Consider the following 14,977-nt stretch of genomic DNA (forward strand, 5'->3'; position numbering starts at 1 on the left):
ACATCCTGCCAAGGATTCCGGTTGCTCTCCGGCTTTTACTCTTATATTCTACGGGTATCATCTTCTTTTGTCAAAGTCAAAATCTGGAAATAGTGTCCACCCCCACAAAGAAAAAGCGCCGGGACCGGACCCCGACGCTCCAGATTCATACCCATTTACTTCCTACCGTAGCCCGGCCTTTTCTACTTCTTCAGCCAGTTGATGATCTTCGAAATCGTCGAGATCATCGGTTTGTTTTCGGTCTCCACGATGACTCCGGTGGACACCTGTATCTTTTTCTTCAGCTTTTCCTGCCCTTCCTTCGGAGGCGTGATGATGATGGCCTCGCCGGTGGGCGGAGCACCCGGTCCCAGGAGCACGCGTCGGTAAAGGTCGACATTTCCAGATGTCCCTGATGTGGCTCCGACAGCCCGGATCGCCACATTAGTCGGGGGGCCGCCTGTTTTATAATCTACGGCATAGAGATAACTGTTTCCGCCTTTCGTACAGACCGTTGTGCTCGGCACATAGGACAGGAAGTCGACAACGCCGCCGACTGCCAAAGGCCGTGATACCACGCGTTCCTTGCTATCGGGAAGAAAAATGACCCAGCCTGCATTGCTCTGCGGAGTGGTGGATACGGCATTCGTCACAGTAGTGACAATGGTCTTGAAACTGGACGTATTGCCGTCAAAGGTGCATATCTGGGTAGTCCCCCCCTGGGTAGGAACGAACGCCGACGTCGTGCAAAGCGAGACATTACAGAGAGCCGTTAATGATGAACACGTAGCCGAGCTCGGACAAGCTGTGGCCGAACTACCCGATGCAGTCTTCGGGAGATTGCTATTATCAATCAACCCGAGAAATACCTGTGGTGATGAATCCTGTTCATCTAACGAGCTGTTGTACTTCCCGGAACCCGCGTAGACCCAGATATTCCCAAGATCGTCTTTTGCCACATCAGGCGAGGCTGTGAACGGATAGTTACCGGAAAAAAGCGTTTTCAGGGACGATCCTGAGCATAGTGCATAGGTGGGCGTTGCGCCCGATCCCGCGCCACAGATATCGTTAACGTCGAAGTTGGAGGGTAATGTAATGCTCATAAGCTTGCCGGCCCAGGAGGCGCCGTTCTCATAAGTCGTTCCAAAATAGAGTTTCTCAGACTGGTAATCCTTATCCGCATCAATCGCCAGAACATCGCTGACCACGGCATTATGGTCAAGTGGTATCTTTTTTATCAAAGCCCCGGTCGCAAGATTGAGGATGTATATATAGCCCTGCCTGTTACGGTCAATGTCTCGGTTCGGATTTGATGTCGGAAGCTGGGTGGGACCTGACCCGAATACAACATACCAGTTTCCGTTCTGACTCGCAGGCCCGGTTCGAACGATCGCCGGTGCGCTGGTAGTATAGCCCAGGTCATAACCATTCGCGGCATCAGTAAACTCCCAAAGCGGCTTCGGCAAAGTAACGGCGCTGCCCGGTGGGATATTGCCGGTATCTTTAAGGTAATCAGTAAGATCAAGAGCAAAGTATGAAGAGAATCCCGCACCGGCGATTGGCGGGCCTGTCGGGTTGGTCCCGCTCGAGCATGCGCCGCCGAACCTCATTCCGCCGATCACAATCGTTCTCCATGAGCTGCCATCGGTAGCTTTTGCAGCAGACGCTGCCGCTACGCTGCCATCGCCGATACTGGCATCATATACTTTTAGGGTAAGATCGACGCCGTAAATATGACAACCGGGATAATTTTGAGAAGCGTAATATTTCAGATAAGGTAAAATATTATACGGTATGTATGCCCACGTTTCCTCCCCGAGATGGGTGTTTACGCTGTCTGCCGCGCCGTAATAGTCTCTGAACAACGCCTTCTCGTTAGTGCCTAATGGAACACTATTTTCTGTCCTGTCCTTGAGGTATCCGACTCTGAAGGAGTGGAGCATGCCGTCATTGGCCCCGATGATCGCGATGGAAGACCGATGCCGGAAATCATCGCTCGAAATAAATTTATAATAAGTGGCATCTCCGTAATCGATAAAGTAGGTGTTTTGGGGGATATTGCCGACGACTTTAGGCGTGGAATTGATAACGTCACCAAGCTTCCAAACACTGCCATCATCCTGTGTCCTGTCCCTGAAATTGGTGTAACTGGCGCCGCTAATCACGAAGGTCTCAAGGGCTACACCCCGTGTATACCGAACGATGCCCGCCGCCGTATACGTGGAATCAGGATTCAACGCAGCGGACAGGGTCGCATTTCCGGTCACCGTGCTCCTATTGAACGTTATGCCGCCAGCTGCGCCCATTCCGGTTCCGCCCGGAATTGCCGTAAAAATATTCCTTTCAGTACCATCATCGGATGCGGTCACCTGGGCAAGTTTATTCCCTCCCTCCCATAGCGGGATAATCTGGTTGAAGTCTTCAACAGTGGTCGTCGCACATGATGCAAGGGATCCTGCAGTGCCGTCCGCAAGCGTACTAAACAGGCCAACCTTGGTTGCGTTCGAAGCCGGATCAACATTCATCATCATCACCCGGTCCTGACTGAGGATGAGATGAGCGTCGGAAGTGCCGGTGCCGCTATAATCATCTCTGAGGTTGTCCTTCGTGTCGATCCAGATATTCTGAGTATATCCCAACCAGCTGAGATCCTTCCCACTGCCGAGCTTACTGGTAGGGAAAAAATATGCCTGGAGCATGGACCCCACGCCTCGCGCCGAGGTCGTGAGCACCGACACCGCGCTACCCGAGGCTGCTTTAGCAGCTATGCTTCCCAGTGCCTGATTTAAAGAAGCGTACAATTGGGTGGTGCTTGCCGCGGTGTAGAGCGTCGTGCCGCCGTTGGCGGCCGTTTTTTGCATAAGCGTATAAGCGTCGCAAAGACCTATTCCGGTGTTGGTCGTGGGACCCGTGTAAACGACGTAGGTATTTATGGATTGGTTGTTCAGCGTCGGAGTTACAGAGCTAATTGTCGACGAAGTAAAGGCGCTATCATTGATCTTTTTATTTTTAGCAATCCACGCGAGACCCGCAAGGTTACTGCTCCCTTTATATGTCGAGCAATTTCCATAATTCGAACTATTGGTGTAGGGCGCAGGATAGTTGTTCCCATTTGACTGGACAAGATTAGTGGGTCCAGAATTCTGATCAGCGGTGGACATACCGTCGGTGATAATCATAATGTTATTCGACCGACACCAGGCGCTTGAAGGGTTCTTGGTAATATTATAATCTCCCTTGGTAATTCCTGTCTGACACGTTTCCGGACTCGGGCACGGAAACGTATCTGCTGGGTTACACGTTAGGCTCGTCGTGACTGAGCAGGTGCCTGTCTGTAACCTGAAGTCCTTGCTTTGGCTAGGAGAAGACTGGTTCTGGGCAAAATATCCGATCGCCTCATAAAACCCTTCGCCAACAGACGTCCATGAACTCGCTACAATGTTATCGATCTCATGGATGAGACCCGACCCATGGTTTCCGATGCTGATAGTGCACGTTTCACCGTAAGGGCAGTTAATATCATCGGTGCAAAATTGGCTGGTCGTAGCCGAACAGACGCCCCCGACAGGGGAAATAACTTGCCCGCCATCCGTTGCCGGCAGCGAAACGCATGATTCTCCTGAAGGGCAGTCCGTACTCACAAGACATGTTCTCGTTATGGTTGATGAACAGGCTTTATAGCAGGGGACTGATCCGGATGAGGAACATTCGGTTCTTGAGCCATTGATATTAAGTTTCATTGCTCCGAACAGGATGCTGTCTTTATACGTGTATATCAACCCCGTCGGCGGCGTGGCAAGGCCGACTTTGACCTTAAGGGTTCCCGCAGGGACGGTATTCATAAGCCCCTGTTCCATGACCCAACCGGGAACGCTCGAGCCCGTACCGGGTATAACGGTAGATGATGGGTCCACCACCGGATTCGAGTTGATGTTTCCCAGGCAATAATTCTCCATTTGCTTCACGTCGTTCAGCGCTGCATTCGGCGTACAAGGTCCGCTAAAATTTGTACCGTTCCAGCATGCGCCTAAATAACCGACCTGGGGATTGCCGCTGGGATCAGTATAAGACAATACGCTCGAGCACACGGCATAGCCCGCACTCAGGTCATTCATCGAGCCTGGAGGAATGTCGGCATAAATTGCTTTACACTCAGCCTCGAGAGGACCCAAGTTTGTGCCATACCCCCCGCCTCCGCCCGTTATGCCCTGATAACAGTCGTGAAGGATATGGTTCCACATAGAGACAGCGTCGAGCACTCCGTTTCCCGCTCCTACGCAACCTTTGCTCGCGTTCTGAAATGGGCCGAGATTCGCGTGCGTTATATCGCTCCAATAACTCGCTGCCAACAGACAATCAGCTTCGTTATACGTGCCTGTGTAGATCTCAACATAGGTCTGGCCGTACTCCGTAGCCTGACTCTGGGTCGAGCCAATACCCCCCGGGACCCCGCCATGGACGGCGAAGGTCAGGGCCACACCCGGAATTGACTTTAGAAATTTTCTGCCCGCGCACCCCCGTGTTTCAGCAATTAACCCTGGATTTGCAGGATCTGTTGTTGCGTCATATTTTCCGCCGGTCAGGATGAGTTTCTGGATGTCAAACTTGGAAGCCGTCAGCCAGTTCAGGAAGTTCCCGGTCGCCACGAATCCTGTTGAGTTCGTATTTACGGTTTCTACCGTTCCCGTGATCGAGGTATTCACGCACAAATACGTTCCTGACGAATAGGTGCACGTCCCCGGCAAACCTGCCACGCTCGAGAATTTATTGTTCGGAAAATCATAATTGTATGTGGAAGTCGACAGAAAATAACCACCATACGTTTGTGAATTATCGTATGACGAATTGTCATAGCACTGGCGGGTAGCAGTGCATAAATTCTGATTATTGCAGGCATCGCCCGCGTCGCAATCCGCATTCGTAGTACATGTTTTCGGGTCAACCGATACCATGGCCGGCGTGCTCGTGCAATCCCCAACTCCCGTAGTAGTGTTGCACTTGGTGCAAAAACCACTCGTGCACTTACTACCAGGCGCTGTACAGTTGGCGTTCACAGTACAAGGTTTTGGCGAGAATGTTCCAGGCGTGGTCGAAGTTACGGTACTGGTTAGACAATAGGTAGTCCCGGCGCTGATACAATCTGCGTTGGCGGTACAAACGGTAAGTGGCGCATTGGCGCAATAAGTCTTGCTCGTATCTTGATATGCAAGGTCGTACATACTCGATGAATTGTCTATCATGAGCAACAGGTTCGGTTTCGTGCCGGTGGCGACGAAGGGTGGAATTGAGCAGAAATTGCTCATGTCATCGGCCGCCGCCTGGACAAATTGTGCGGAGAACATCAACACGAGACAGAGGACAACTACTTTAATTGGATCCGTGTTTTGTATTTGTATGTTTTTCATATTTCTCTCCTTTATCCTACGAACCGATACAACGCCGTGGTTTCAGCCCTGCTGTTATTCGGGCCTGTGACAACCGTGTTGATCTTGTAATAAACGGCCGTGCCGCCACTTCCGCCCGCGGACCTGGCAAACTCAAGACGCCCGCCGGGTATTGCTTGTGAATACAGCCGTTCGACGATAATTTCCGCTGTGTAGGTTTGGAACAAACTGGTGCCCGACAAATTGACAGTTACCTTTGTAGGTGCGTTGATATTCGACAAAGCATTCAGAAGACCCGATGTATTCGTGAGCGGCAGCGAGCTGATCGGTTCGCCATACATCGTGAGATTGATGGCGTCTTTCATCACCTCCACCGCGCCGTCCGCCGCCTCTGATGCCGAAGCATATCGTTTGCCCGCGCCGGAAATCTTCGTTGCAGTAGTAGTCATGTATACGGTACTCATGATCAGCAGGAACACCACCAGGGTGATGATCAGGGCCATGACAAGCGCGATGCCTCTTTCATTACCGATCGCCAATCGCCGATCGAGGATTGCAGCATGGTCTGTTGTCATTTTTTTCATATCATTCAACCTCGCTTGAATCGAATCTGTACTCTCAGTCTGCCTTCCATTGCGTGTGTTCTCTTTATCTTATGTTCCTCGGCGTTACGCTTAAAGCTATGACTCTCCACCGGTAGTTCGTTTGTGTCGCCAGCAAGCTGACATTCCTGCCGACGCCCCCTCCCCCGCATGCATTCAGACTCGCGTCACCGACCCGAATGGTGCTTGGAGAGGTGAAATTGGGGTCCATTTTCCCTTGTTGCACGAGAATATATACTTTGATCTGTTTAAACCTCGTTCTGAGCACATTGACAGGATATCCTGCCGCTTCGGTTATACCACCGTTGTCCCAGCAGTCAATGAGCCCGTCTTCAGTCGTATCGATCCCAAAAGCGACCTGAAAATCGAGAACGCAGTTGAAAAGCGGCTGGCCCGGATCGGTCGGAGGATTCTGTCTGTTTTCCGACCGCAGCAGGTTCTTGCTGCCCGGCGCGCAAAAGGATAACGAGTTCGTCGCACTCAGTAAATATTCAACCGTATAATAAGGATAGTCTGCGTAAACGCCGGACCCGGTGGGTTGGGTTTGCAAGCCATAAGCAACTATGCCCATGTCAAGCGGATCCGGGCGAGGATTTGTGCCGCCCGGGGGAAAGGAAAAGAGCCAGGTCTTGCCGGTTATATTGTTCGGTGCGCTGGTAGCCAACAGGTTCCTGGTAGTCGCGTTCATGTAGACGATCGCATCATTTGATCTTAGATTTTCTCGTACGTCCTGAAGAGTAGAAGTAGGCGTTGAAAAGGGATAAAAATCCGTTGTCGTTGCCGCGCTCGCAATCATCGTATAAGACCATGCCTGCGTGGCCCTCGATTCCCTCCCGAGAGCGGTGCCCACGATAGTCAAGGCATCAGGGTTGTTATCCGTCGCGGCCGCAACGCGTGGAGTAAATGACGGGGTGACTGCTGAGTAATTATCCGCAATACCATAGCCGGCCATGGCCAGATCTCGTTCCATGACCATCTTACCGATCTGGAACTCCATCTCCGATTGCGCAAGCTTATATTCATTAACTCCCGCTTTCATCTGCGCGGAATATGCCGAATACAGACCAGCCATGACGATCGAGAAAATAGTGAGTACGACCAGAAGTTCTATCAGGGTAACTCCCCTCGAGGTCCGGAGTTCGGAGTTTAATGTTCTGAGTTCAATCATGTTTCGCCCTTCCTGAGATATGCTCACTGGTAACCCGTCAGGTGACAGTTCGCTACCGCCGGTTCTTCGACGATCGTTCCCCATCATCTTCCTGTTATCAATTCTCTCCATCATATTGCCCGGTGCTTATAGATCAATGAAACGTTTGAGTAATTATTATTTTTATGGCTGTAGGCCACGGCAATATTGACCTGCTTGAGATTTGCAGACGAAGATATCACGTCCCATGTTATCGTGTATGTTATCTCATACCCCCTGATTTTTTGCGTTGGATTCGGGAATCCCTTGGCTTGCTGTCCAGTCGGACCGGTAGTAAAGGTATTTACGTGAGTGGAACCGGTTGACAGCTCCGCGTCGTCTATCGGGAGAGCAAGCAGCGCCTCCGCAGTCTCATTCGTGACCCTGATGGCGGTGTTCCTTATTTCATTACCCATGTTTGTGCTCATGGATGTGACGATGGAGGTCAGGAGCGCCAGCATGGTAACCATGATGATCATCATGGCGATCATCAGCTCTATGAGACTAAAACCCTTCTTATTATTGAATGCAGTTTGTGCCACTTAACACTCCTTCCCGTATGAAATTTGTGGTCACGCTGATGCACTTTACGTTACTTGCTGTCCCATCGGATATTGTAATGATCATATCTCCCGCGATGGAACTGCCATCAGCCTTATACCGCATCGGCACGCCCGTCTTGTTGTAAACTAAAACCGTATAAGCCGGATCACCCGGGATGGTGTTTAGCTGGAGCGATAACCGGGACGAAATTGTGCGCGTTTCCACTGATTCTTCCTCGCCGGTTCCGTTGTACGCAAAGTCCAGATTAATATCATTCCAGGTAAACAGGGTATAGGAAGTGGTCGGCATGAATCTGATGCCGACTCCCATACCCGTGGTTCCGGTCTGACCTGAAGTCAACGCATCCACCCGCACCTGCTGGATGTCGGCAACAAGCTCCTTTGTTGCGCTCGAAAGCCGCTCCCTGTTGACAAAATCGAATCCGAGAGTTGCAAAACCTGCTATTATGCCGATAATAGCAACAACGACGATCAGTTCTATCAATGTTACGCCGTTTTCGACATTGCTGTTAGATCGCATATGCTTTTCCTCAGTTCTCAGCATGAAAATTCCTGCTTGTGGAAGAATCCTGTCCCGGCACATAAAGGTCCGCCATGAGCGCATCATTCAGGTCCCAGATATGGCATGAGCACCCTGGGCAGCGTTCCAAAACCACGGCCTGAGGAAAGGGGGTAATGACCATAGAGCCACAATCGGGACATATGAGTCTAAATTTTAACACTATATAACCTTTCTGGATAAAACATCGCCGTGCCTCGTCATATGGTTATGCAAGACTCGTACTCACATAATTATCATTTAAATACATAGAGTTGTCAATTTAACTGAAGGGAATATGGAGGGATGGCTTCTTATGTATGTAATGGATTACATAGCGCGGTCTTTAACCGCAACCAACAACTCTGACATCCATGAATGCCTTTATCGGAGAAATGGTGTTAATAGAAAAACCAGATTCGTCCCCTAACGAATCCATCGGGGATAGAAATATAATAAAAAATGGAGTGCTGAAAGTTTGGAAGAAAAGCGACTATCAGTACTCAATGCTTTCAAATTTTACTTCGTAACTATGAACTGCATTGCGACCCATTCCAGATACCTTCCCGTATTCTATTGGTGCTGATACTGATACACCGTATTGGACCGGCATCCTGATTATTGCCGACTAAAATAGTTATGCCTCCCATTCCTCCCGTGGAACGTCGAGGGCTGCCGAAGCGATCGAATATTCTCACGTCGTTGCTGACTTCGGTGGAAGGATTTGTCTTATGAAGCACGACCGAGGGATGCAGTTCTCTCTGAACGATGTCCGTCTCTTCTCTCGTCCCGCCTAAGCAGGTGTCGGAATCATAGTTGGAATCGGTATTACAGTCATCGAATTTGAACATCACATAGGAGTTTTGAGAAACCAGGCGTATCCCGAATCCCCTGTCATCGCGCGTCATGGCGTCCACCCTGGCCTTTTGGATGTCGGCATACAGATCTCGAGCGGCGCTTGCCACGCGTTCCCTGCGGATCAATTCCATCCCATGTGATGTGAACCCTGCACAGATAGCCATGATAGCAATAACGAGCATCAATTCAATTAATGTCATCCCCCGCATTCCTTCTTCCCTCTTCATCGTAACACCTCCTGAGTACTATATTTTAATTCAAGGTGAACGATACCAGCGGGTTATTGGTGCCTGTGTGCGAGATGCAGTTTAAATTTGTTCTCACCGTTTTTATTAATACATACGACAAGGATATCAATTGACGGGATGAAGAATGACGGGGAAGGTAAATGACCGGTTATGAAAAAGCGGTAGCAAGACAACGAGACATGGTTTCACTATTAACGTTACGGGTCTTCTTGAAAAAACGGGTCCTCAGCAGTATCTGTGGTTGATTTTCGGTTCCGGCAGTTTACCAAGCGTATGATATAAGGCCGTTTGCAGCGTTTCAACGTTCCGAAAGCCATACGCTTTTCTCATAGTCAGTTTTGCTTTGAGGTTAAAACCCTCCACCATACCCCCGGATACGGCTCCATCCGCCTTAAACCAATTCAATACGAGCGCCTGATGCTTACGAAGCATTCGGGCGACTTTCTTCATCGGATCAATTCGGGAGTACATCGTTCGTTTGATCCATGCATCCAGAAACTTCTCCGCCCACACCGGGGACTGGTATGTCCAGAATTGCTGGAAGTCCTCTTTCATCAGGTACGACTTCACGGATTTCAGCTTGCTGCCGAGCAGTTCCTTCAATTTGACAACCTGGTTCTCCGTCAGATTCGGTTTATTCTTAAGGAGCGGCCACCGGCTGTTCGTCAGAAGGGCTTCCTGATTCGTCCCCTTATACTGCCGCGCTTCCTCTCGACGGACGGTATCTATGGCGTCGTTGATGTGCTTCATAATGTGAAATCGATCCAGCACGTGGATCGCCTGTGGCGCCTTTTTCTTGATCACCTTGAGATAGGGTGCCCACATGTCGGTGCAGACGAACTTGAGCCGCTTTGATCGCTCCTTTCCGAACTCTTTGAAGAAACGGAGCAGCGTCTTCACTCGGCGTTTTTGTCCACTCCATAACAAACGCTTTGAATGCGAATCCAGCTGATAGACAAGGGTGAGAAAGAGGTTCTTCTGTACCTTGATCTCGTCAACCCCGATCTTTTCAATGCCTTCCAAACTTCTGTTGGCGAGGCCGTATTCCACCACGAATTTGACCGCCCGATAAACGCTGTCCCAGCTGGTATGGAATACTCTCGCGGTTTCCAGCCAGGAAAGCCGCTGCGCCCACTTCGCCAGGAACACCTGATACGTCTTTGTCTTCCGTTCCTTGCCCTCTGCCCAAGGCATCAACTCCACCAATGCTCCGTCAATGGTGCAATTAGCACGACGCGGCGCGTACCGAAGATACACCTTCCACTTCCAGAAGGGAACGTACTCGAACAGCCGGGACTTTTCTGTGGCATGAGTGCCGCACTGCTTCATGCATACTCGACAAACCGGTTTTGCATTCTTTCGCGGCTCGATCTCGACTACTATCGCTTCTTCCCCGTCAATCTGTTCCAGGTGCGCTTTCTTGTAAACAAATGACTTGAATTTTTCGATCTTATTCAGTAATGTTATAAAGAGCATGGCTTTCCTGTCCGTGATTTGATATTTCGTCGCGGAAACATCATACACTGACTTGGTTGGCTATGCTCTTCTTTTTCGATTATCCTCCAAAATGAGCCCCAGATTCAGCGAAGGAGGCGAAAAAACATTAATACACTTTTTCTGAAAAAACTATCTGATCACCATTCCGGCATACCCGACCACCTGTTCGTAGTCGCCGCTCACATCGCCGGAGTTCGTGTATTTGATCAGCTCTGCTTTGGAGGCACCGAGAAGTTTGCAGGCAACAAGCATTGCCACTGCCGGACCGAACCCGCACATGGTGATACCATACTCCTTGACCACGCGATATAGCCCTTCGGGGTCGAGGTCCAGGATCTGCTGAATAGCTTTAAAATCCTTTTCTTTTGCTATAGCCGCCTGTTCATAGTGACTCATGTCGGAACTGGCCACAATAAGGGGCAGTTCGGAGTGCGGAGTTCCCCTGATTGATGCATTCGGGGGCAGGCTGCGTTCGGTGTTATCCTTCGCTTTACATTCCGCATTCCGCATTCCCAATTCCGCAATCGCCTCCGCCACCGCCTTTCCCACCTCTTTACACGTCTCAAGCCTCGTGTCGAGCATCTGGATCGGAACGATCTTGAATTCCTGTTTCAAATTTTGAATAAAGGGGAGTTGGACCTCAAGGGAATGTTCGCGGAGATGAGCAAGGGAATCTTCGTGGATACGCGGGGACTTCGAGAGGATCGCAGCTGCCAGGGATTCGTCGATCTCCACCAGGCCAAGCGGTGTCTCCCATTGGCCTTTTGCCATGAGGGAAACCGGCGCCCCAAGACCGGTGTGGTTCGGCCCGATAAGCACAATAGTATCCGGCAGTTCGATCCGGCTGTACACGGCCCCGGCCACTGATCCGGAATAGATCAGACCCGCATGGGGTGATATGATACCGAGAGCCTTAATTTTCGAAACACCGGGTACGATGAATTCCCGGACCTGCTTCCTGAGTGCCTCGGAAGATCCTTTGTAGAACTGTCCTGCAACAGCCGGATGACGATGCATAGGCACCTCCGATGAGCGGACAGACGACTAGCTACCGATGGACGATGGACGATCACGCCACGGCGTGACTTCGCTCGCTAGGACGACGGACGTAGCAGACTTCTCGTCCCTCGTCTCTCGTCCTGCGTCCCTCATTCTCCGTCTCTCAAGCGTCCTGCGATGTTACAACGTATCTTTGACTTTTTTGAGCGTGCTTTTCACGCGCTGTTCGTGGTAGTTATGCAGGACTTCCCTGATCCGGGGGCTCTTGCTGATCATTTCAGTGAGATCAGCCTCAACCACCTCGAGCACGTCCGTTTCCTCAACGGTTTCAACGGTCGCGGTCCTTGGCTTGCCCGTGAGAAACGCGATCTCGCCGAAGAAATCGCTGGCATGAAGGGCTGCAAGTTCCATTTTCTTCCCCATGATTGTGGAAAAGACTTTTACGGACCCGCGGGTAAGGATAAATACCGACCTTCCCGTGTCCCCTTCATTGATGATAGCCTTGCCCGGTGGTATCGTATGAATGATCATACGCTTGGTGAATTCATTGAACTCTTCCTGGGTAAAGTCGGAGAAGAGCGGGATAACGCTGCTGATGGGTTCCTGTGTTCCGACCTCGATCGGCTCGAGCTTCATCTCGGTGACCGTCTTGTTGGAATGAAGTGATTCAATTTTGTTCTGGGCGTCCTTGTTCGTTGGATCGTTCCTGAGCGCCAGTTTGTACTGCGCAAGGGCCTTGACCACGAACCCTCCGTCGGCATACAGGTCCGCAGCGTGGATGTACTCTTTGACAGCCTCTGTTTTCTGGCCGAGTTTCTGGCGCGCGTCGCCAATCCGCACCCGGACCATCGGGTCGGGGTCAAGAGCGAAAAGCTTCTCCATCTCCCCTATGGCTGATTTCCAATCGGATTTTCTCAGGAATTTTTGTACCTGTTCGCTGATCGATGCTTTTTCTGAAGCCACGGGGAACCTCCCGGCTAACAGTCTTTTTTTTGATTTTCATCTCCGAACGCCTCTATCGGAGATATGGTTTTATTATCACTGAGAACCAGATTCCCGCTCAGAATCACTACGGGAATGACCGCATGAGGGACAACAAAGCAGGATATCAAAATGCCCTCTTCTCGGCATTTTCAAACCGGGTGTACCGGTTGACGAACGTCAGGTCCACTTTGCCGATCGGTCCATTTCTCTGTTTCCCGATGATCACCTCGGCCTTTCCCCTCTGGCCGCACAGACACTCTCCGTCGTAGGGGCATTCACACTTGTTATAAACCTCATCGCGATAGATGAATAATATCACATCCGCGTCCTGTTCAATGGCGCCGGATTCGCGAAGGTCGGCGAGCATGGGTCTTTTTTCCTTGCCGGGCCTCGTCTCCACCGCCCGGTTCAGCTGCGAGAGCGCAATGACGGGGACCTGGAGCTCTTTGGCGAGCGCCTTGAGCGAGCGTGAGATATTCGAAATTTCCTGCTCGCGGCTGCCCTCATCGCCCCTGCCGCGCATGAGCTGCAGATAGTCGACAATGACGAGGTCAAGCCCCTGGTCGGCCTTCAGCCTGCGTGCCTTGGCCCGCGTCTCGAGCACCGAGATCGCGGCGGTATCATCGATAAAGATCGGCGCGTCCGCCAGCTTGCCCGCAGCGGTGGAGAGCGGCGTCCAGTCGCGCTCCGACAAATGGCCGGTCCGCAGTTTGTGCGCGTCCACACGCGATTCGGAGCCCAGCATGCGCAGCACAAGCTGTTCCTTGGACATTTCAAGGCTGAAAATCGCCACCGACTTTCCCTTTTCGATGGCAGCATAGGCCGCGATATTCAGGCAGAACGCCGTCTTGCCCATGGATGGCCTGCCCGCAACGATGATCAGGTCGCTCTGCTGAAAGCCCGAGGTCCTCTCGTCCAGGTCCAGAAAACCGGTTGCAAGGCCGGTGACCATCTCTTTCTTCTCATAGAGCCGTTCCACGATCGCGAAGCTGTGCCCCACGATGTTCTTCATGGAGACAAAGGAATCTTTGATCTTGCCCTGGGCTATCTCGAAGATCGATTTCTCGGCGCGGTCCAGGAGCTCATCGATGTTAACCACGGTCCGCGAGTCTTCGTAGCTCTGGGTGATGATATCGGTGGCGGAGTGGATGAGCTTGCGAAGAACGGCCTTCTCGCGCACGATCCGCGCGTGGTGCTTGATGTTCGCCGCCGTGGGAACGAGGCTCACGAGCGTTGCGAGGTATGACGCCCCCCCCACCGCCTCGAGCCCGGTCTTGCCGCGAAGCGCGTCCGACAGCGTTACGAGGTCGATCGCTTCCCCGGTCTCGAACATGTCGAGCATGGCGGAGAATATCCTGCGGTGGGTGTCCTTGTAGAAATCGTCGGAAGAGAGGGTTTCAATGACCTTGTTCAAGGAGTCGTTCTCGATCAGGATGGCGCCAAGCACCATCTGCTCGGCTTCGATATTTTGCGGGGGGAGTTTTTGAAGAGAAACTTCGGTCTGAACGGACATGGCAGAACCTCGCGAAGGGCAAAAAGAAAAAAAGAAGCCAGAAGTCAGAAACCGGAATGGATCTCCTGACTTCTGTCTCCTGGCTCCTGAATTCTGTTGGTTTAAGAGCTACTCTTCCGCGACCACCGAGACCTTGAATTCCGCGAGAATGTCGGCATGCAGCTTCACGGAGACGGTATAGTCGCCGAGACGCCTGATCGGCTCATCGAGGACGATCTTCCGTTTGTCGATCTCCACGCCCAGCGCCTTCGCCGCATCAGCGATGTCCATTGAAGTCACGGAACCGAAGAGTTTGCCCTCTTCACCGGTCTTGGCCTTGATGATGACGGCAAGTCCTCTGATCCGGTCTGCTTCCCCCGTGGCCTCTTTTTTTATCTTGCGGACGCGGTCCGAGACCATCTTCTTCGCGTGATTCATGGCATTCAGGTTATCGGGCGTTGCCTCGATAGCCTTCTTGTTCGGCACCAGAAAATTCCTGGCATAGCCGTCGGCGACCTTGACGAGGTCTCCTATTTTACCCAATTTGTCGATATCTTCCCGTAAAATTACCTGCATTGCTGATACGACTCCTTTCAAATGTTCTGTGCCGAGATACTACCAGAAACCGGGGCAGGGTGTCAACAGGG

The 14,977-nt window shown here is 51.5% G+C and carries 11 protein-coding genes; all 11 read right to left on the reverse strand.

Going from position 1 to position 14,977, the window contains the following annotated elements; genetic code table 11:
- Nucleotides 1-182: 182 nt before the first annotated feature.
- The 11 genes from M0R70_03780 to rplI all read right to left on the reverse strand — a co-directional run bounded on the left by M0R70_03780 (nucleotide 183) and on the right by rplI (nucleotide 14,906).
- Nucleotides 183-5,384: a PilC/PilY family type IV pilus protein gene (locus tag M0R70_03780; GenBank protein ID MCK9418484.1), complete on the reverse strand. Its 5,202-nt coding sequence runs from the start codon at nucleotides 5,382-5,384 to the stop codon at nucleotides 183-185.
- An 11-nt stretch (nucleotides 5,385-5,395) separates the two neighbouring features.
- On the reverse strand, nucleotides 5,396-5,947 hold the full coding sequence (locus M0R70_03785) for a pilus assembly PilX N-terminal domain-containing protein (GenBank protein ID MCK9418485.1): 552 nt from the start codon (nucleotides 5,945-5,947) through the stop codon (nucleotides 5,396-5,398).
- Nucleotides 5,948-6,011: 64 nt separating this feature from the next.
- Complete coding sequence (locus M0R70_03790; GenBank protein ID MCK9418486.1) at nucleotides 6,012-7,133, reverse strand: prepilin-type N-terminal cleavage/methylation domain-containing protein; 1,122 nt, start codon at nucleotides 7,131-7,133, stop codon at nucleotides 6,012-6,014.
- Nucleotides 7,134-7,243: 110 nt separating this feature from the next.
- A complete protein-coding gene (locus M0R70_03795) occupies nucleotides 7,244-7,693 on the reverse strand; it encodes a prepilin-type N-terminal cleavage/methylation domain-containing protein (GenBank protein ID MCK9418487.1) in 450 nt (149 codons plus the stop codon).
- Nucleotides 7,671-8,234 (reverse strand): prepilin-type N-terminal cleavage/methylation domain-containing protein, encoded by a 564-nt coding sequence (locus M0R70_03800; GenBank protein ID MCK9418488.1) that lies wholly within the window; start codon nucleotides 8,232-8,234, stop codon nucleotides 7,671-7,673. The genes M0R70_03795 and M0R70_03800 overlap by 23 nt, the downstream gene beginning before the upstream one ends.
- A gap of 548 nt (nucleotides 8,235-8,782) precedes the next feature.
- Nucleotides 8,783-9,337 carry a prepilin-type N-terminal cleavage/methylation domain-containing protein gene (locus M0R70_03805; protein ID MCK9418489.1) on the reverse strand — a complete coding sequence of 185 codons (555 nt, stop codon included), beginning with the start codon at nucleotides 9,335-9,337 and terminating at the stop codon, nucleotides 8,783-8,785.
- Between the two features lie 246 nt (nucleotides 9,338-9,583).
- Entirely contained in the window at nucleotides 9,584-10,834 is a 1,251-nt protein-coding gene (locus tag M0R70_03810) for an ISL3 family transposase (protein MCK9418490.1), read from the reverse strand.
- A gap of 150 nt (nucleotides 10,835-10,984) precedes the next feature.
- A complete protein-coding gene (amrB, locus tag M0R70_03815; protein MCK9418491.1) occupies nucleotides 10,985-11,872 on the reverse strand; it encodes an AmmeMemoRadiSam system protein B in 888 nt (295 codons plus the stop codon).
- A 162-nt stretch (nucleotides 11,873-12,034) separates the two neighbouring features.
- Nucleotides 12,035-12,817: a cyclic nucleotide-binding domain-containing protein gene (locus M0R70_03820; protein MCK9418492.1), complete on the reverse strand. Its 783-nt coding sequence runs from the start codon at nucleotides 12,815-12,817 to the stop codon at nucleotides 12,035-12,037.
- Between the two features lie 145 nt (nucleotides 12,818-12,962).
- On the reverse strand, nucleotides 12,963-14,351 hold the full coding sequence (dnaB, locus tag M0R70_03825; GenBank protein MCK9418493.1) for a replicative DNA helicase: 1,389 nt from the start codon (nucleotides 14,349-14,351) through the stop codon (nucleotides 12,963-12,965).
- A gap of 108 nt (nucleotides 14,352-14,459) precedes the next feature.
- Complete coding sequence (gene rplI / locus M0R70_03830; protein ID MCK9418494.1) at nucleotides 14,460-14,906, reverse strand: 50S ribosomal protein L9; 447 nt, start codon at nucleotides 14,904-14,906, stop codon at nucleotides 14,460-14,462.
- Nucleotides 14,907-14,977 lie beyond the last annotated feature (71 nt).

Source organism: Nitrospirota bacterium (assembly GCA_023229435.1).
Lineage (GTDB): Bacteria > Nitrospirota > UBA9217 > UBA9217 > UBA9217 > JALNZF01.

What these genes read in the sequence shown, in the direction of transcription:
- M0R70_03780 (MCK9418484.1), bottom strand. Translation starts at nt 5,384, where the DNA reads ATGAAAAACATACAAATACAAAACACGGATCCAATTAAAGTAGTTGTC.
- M0R70_03785 (MCK9418485.1), bottom strand. Translation starts at nt 5,947, where the DNA reads ATGAAAAAAATGACAACAGACCATGCTGCAATCCTCGATCGGCGATTG.
- M0R70_03790 (MCK9418486.1), bottom strand. Translation starts at nt 7,133, where the DNA reads ATGATTGAACTCAGAACATTAAACTCCGAACTCCGGACCTCGAGGGGA.
- M0R70_03800 (MCK9418488.1), bottom strand. Translation starts at nt 8,234, where the DNA reads ATGCGATCTAACAGCAATGTCGAAAACGGCGTAACATTGATAGAACTG.
- M0R70_03805 (MCK9418489.1), bottom strand. Translation starts at nt 9,337, where the DNA reads ATGAAGAGGGAAGAAGGAATGCGGGGGATGACATTAATTGAATTGATG.
- M0R70_03810 (MCK9418490.1), bottom strand. Translation starts at nt 10,834, where the DNA reads ATGCTCTTTATAACATTACTGAATAAGATCGAAAAATTCAAGTCATTT.
- amrB (MCK9418491.1), bottom strand. Translation starts at nt 11,872, where the DNA reads ATGCATCGTCATCCGGCTGTTGCAGGACAGTTCTACAAAGGATCTTCC.
- dnaB (MCK9418493.1), bottom strand. Translation starts at nt 14,351, where the DNA reads ATGTCCGTTCAGACCGAAGTTTCTCTTCAAAAACTCCCCCCGCAAAAT.
- rplI (MCK9418494.1), bottom strand. Translation starts at nt 14,906, where the DNA reads ATGCAGGTAATTTTACGGGAAGATATCGACAAATTGGGTAAAATAGGA.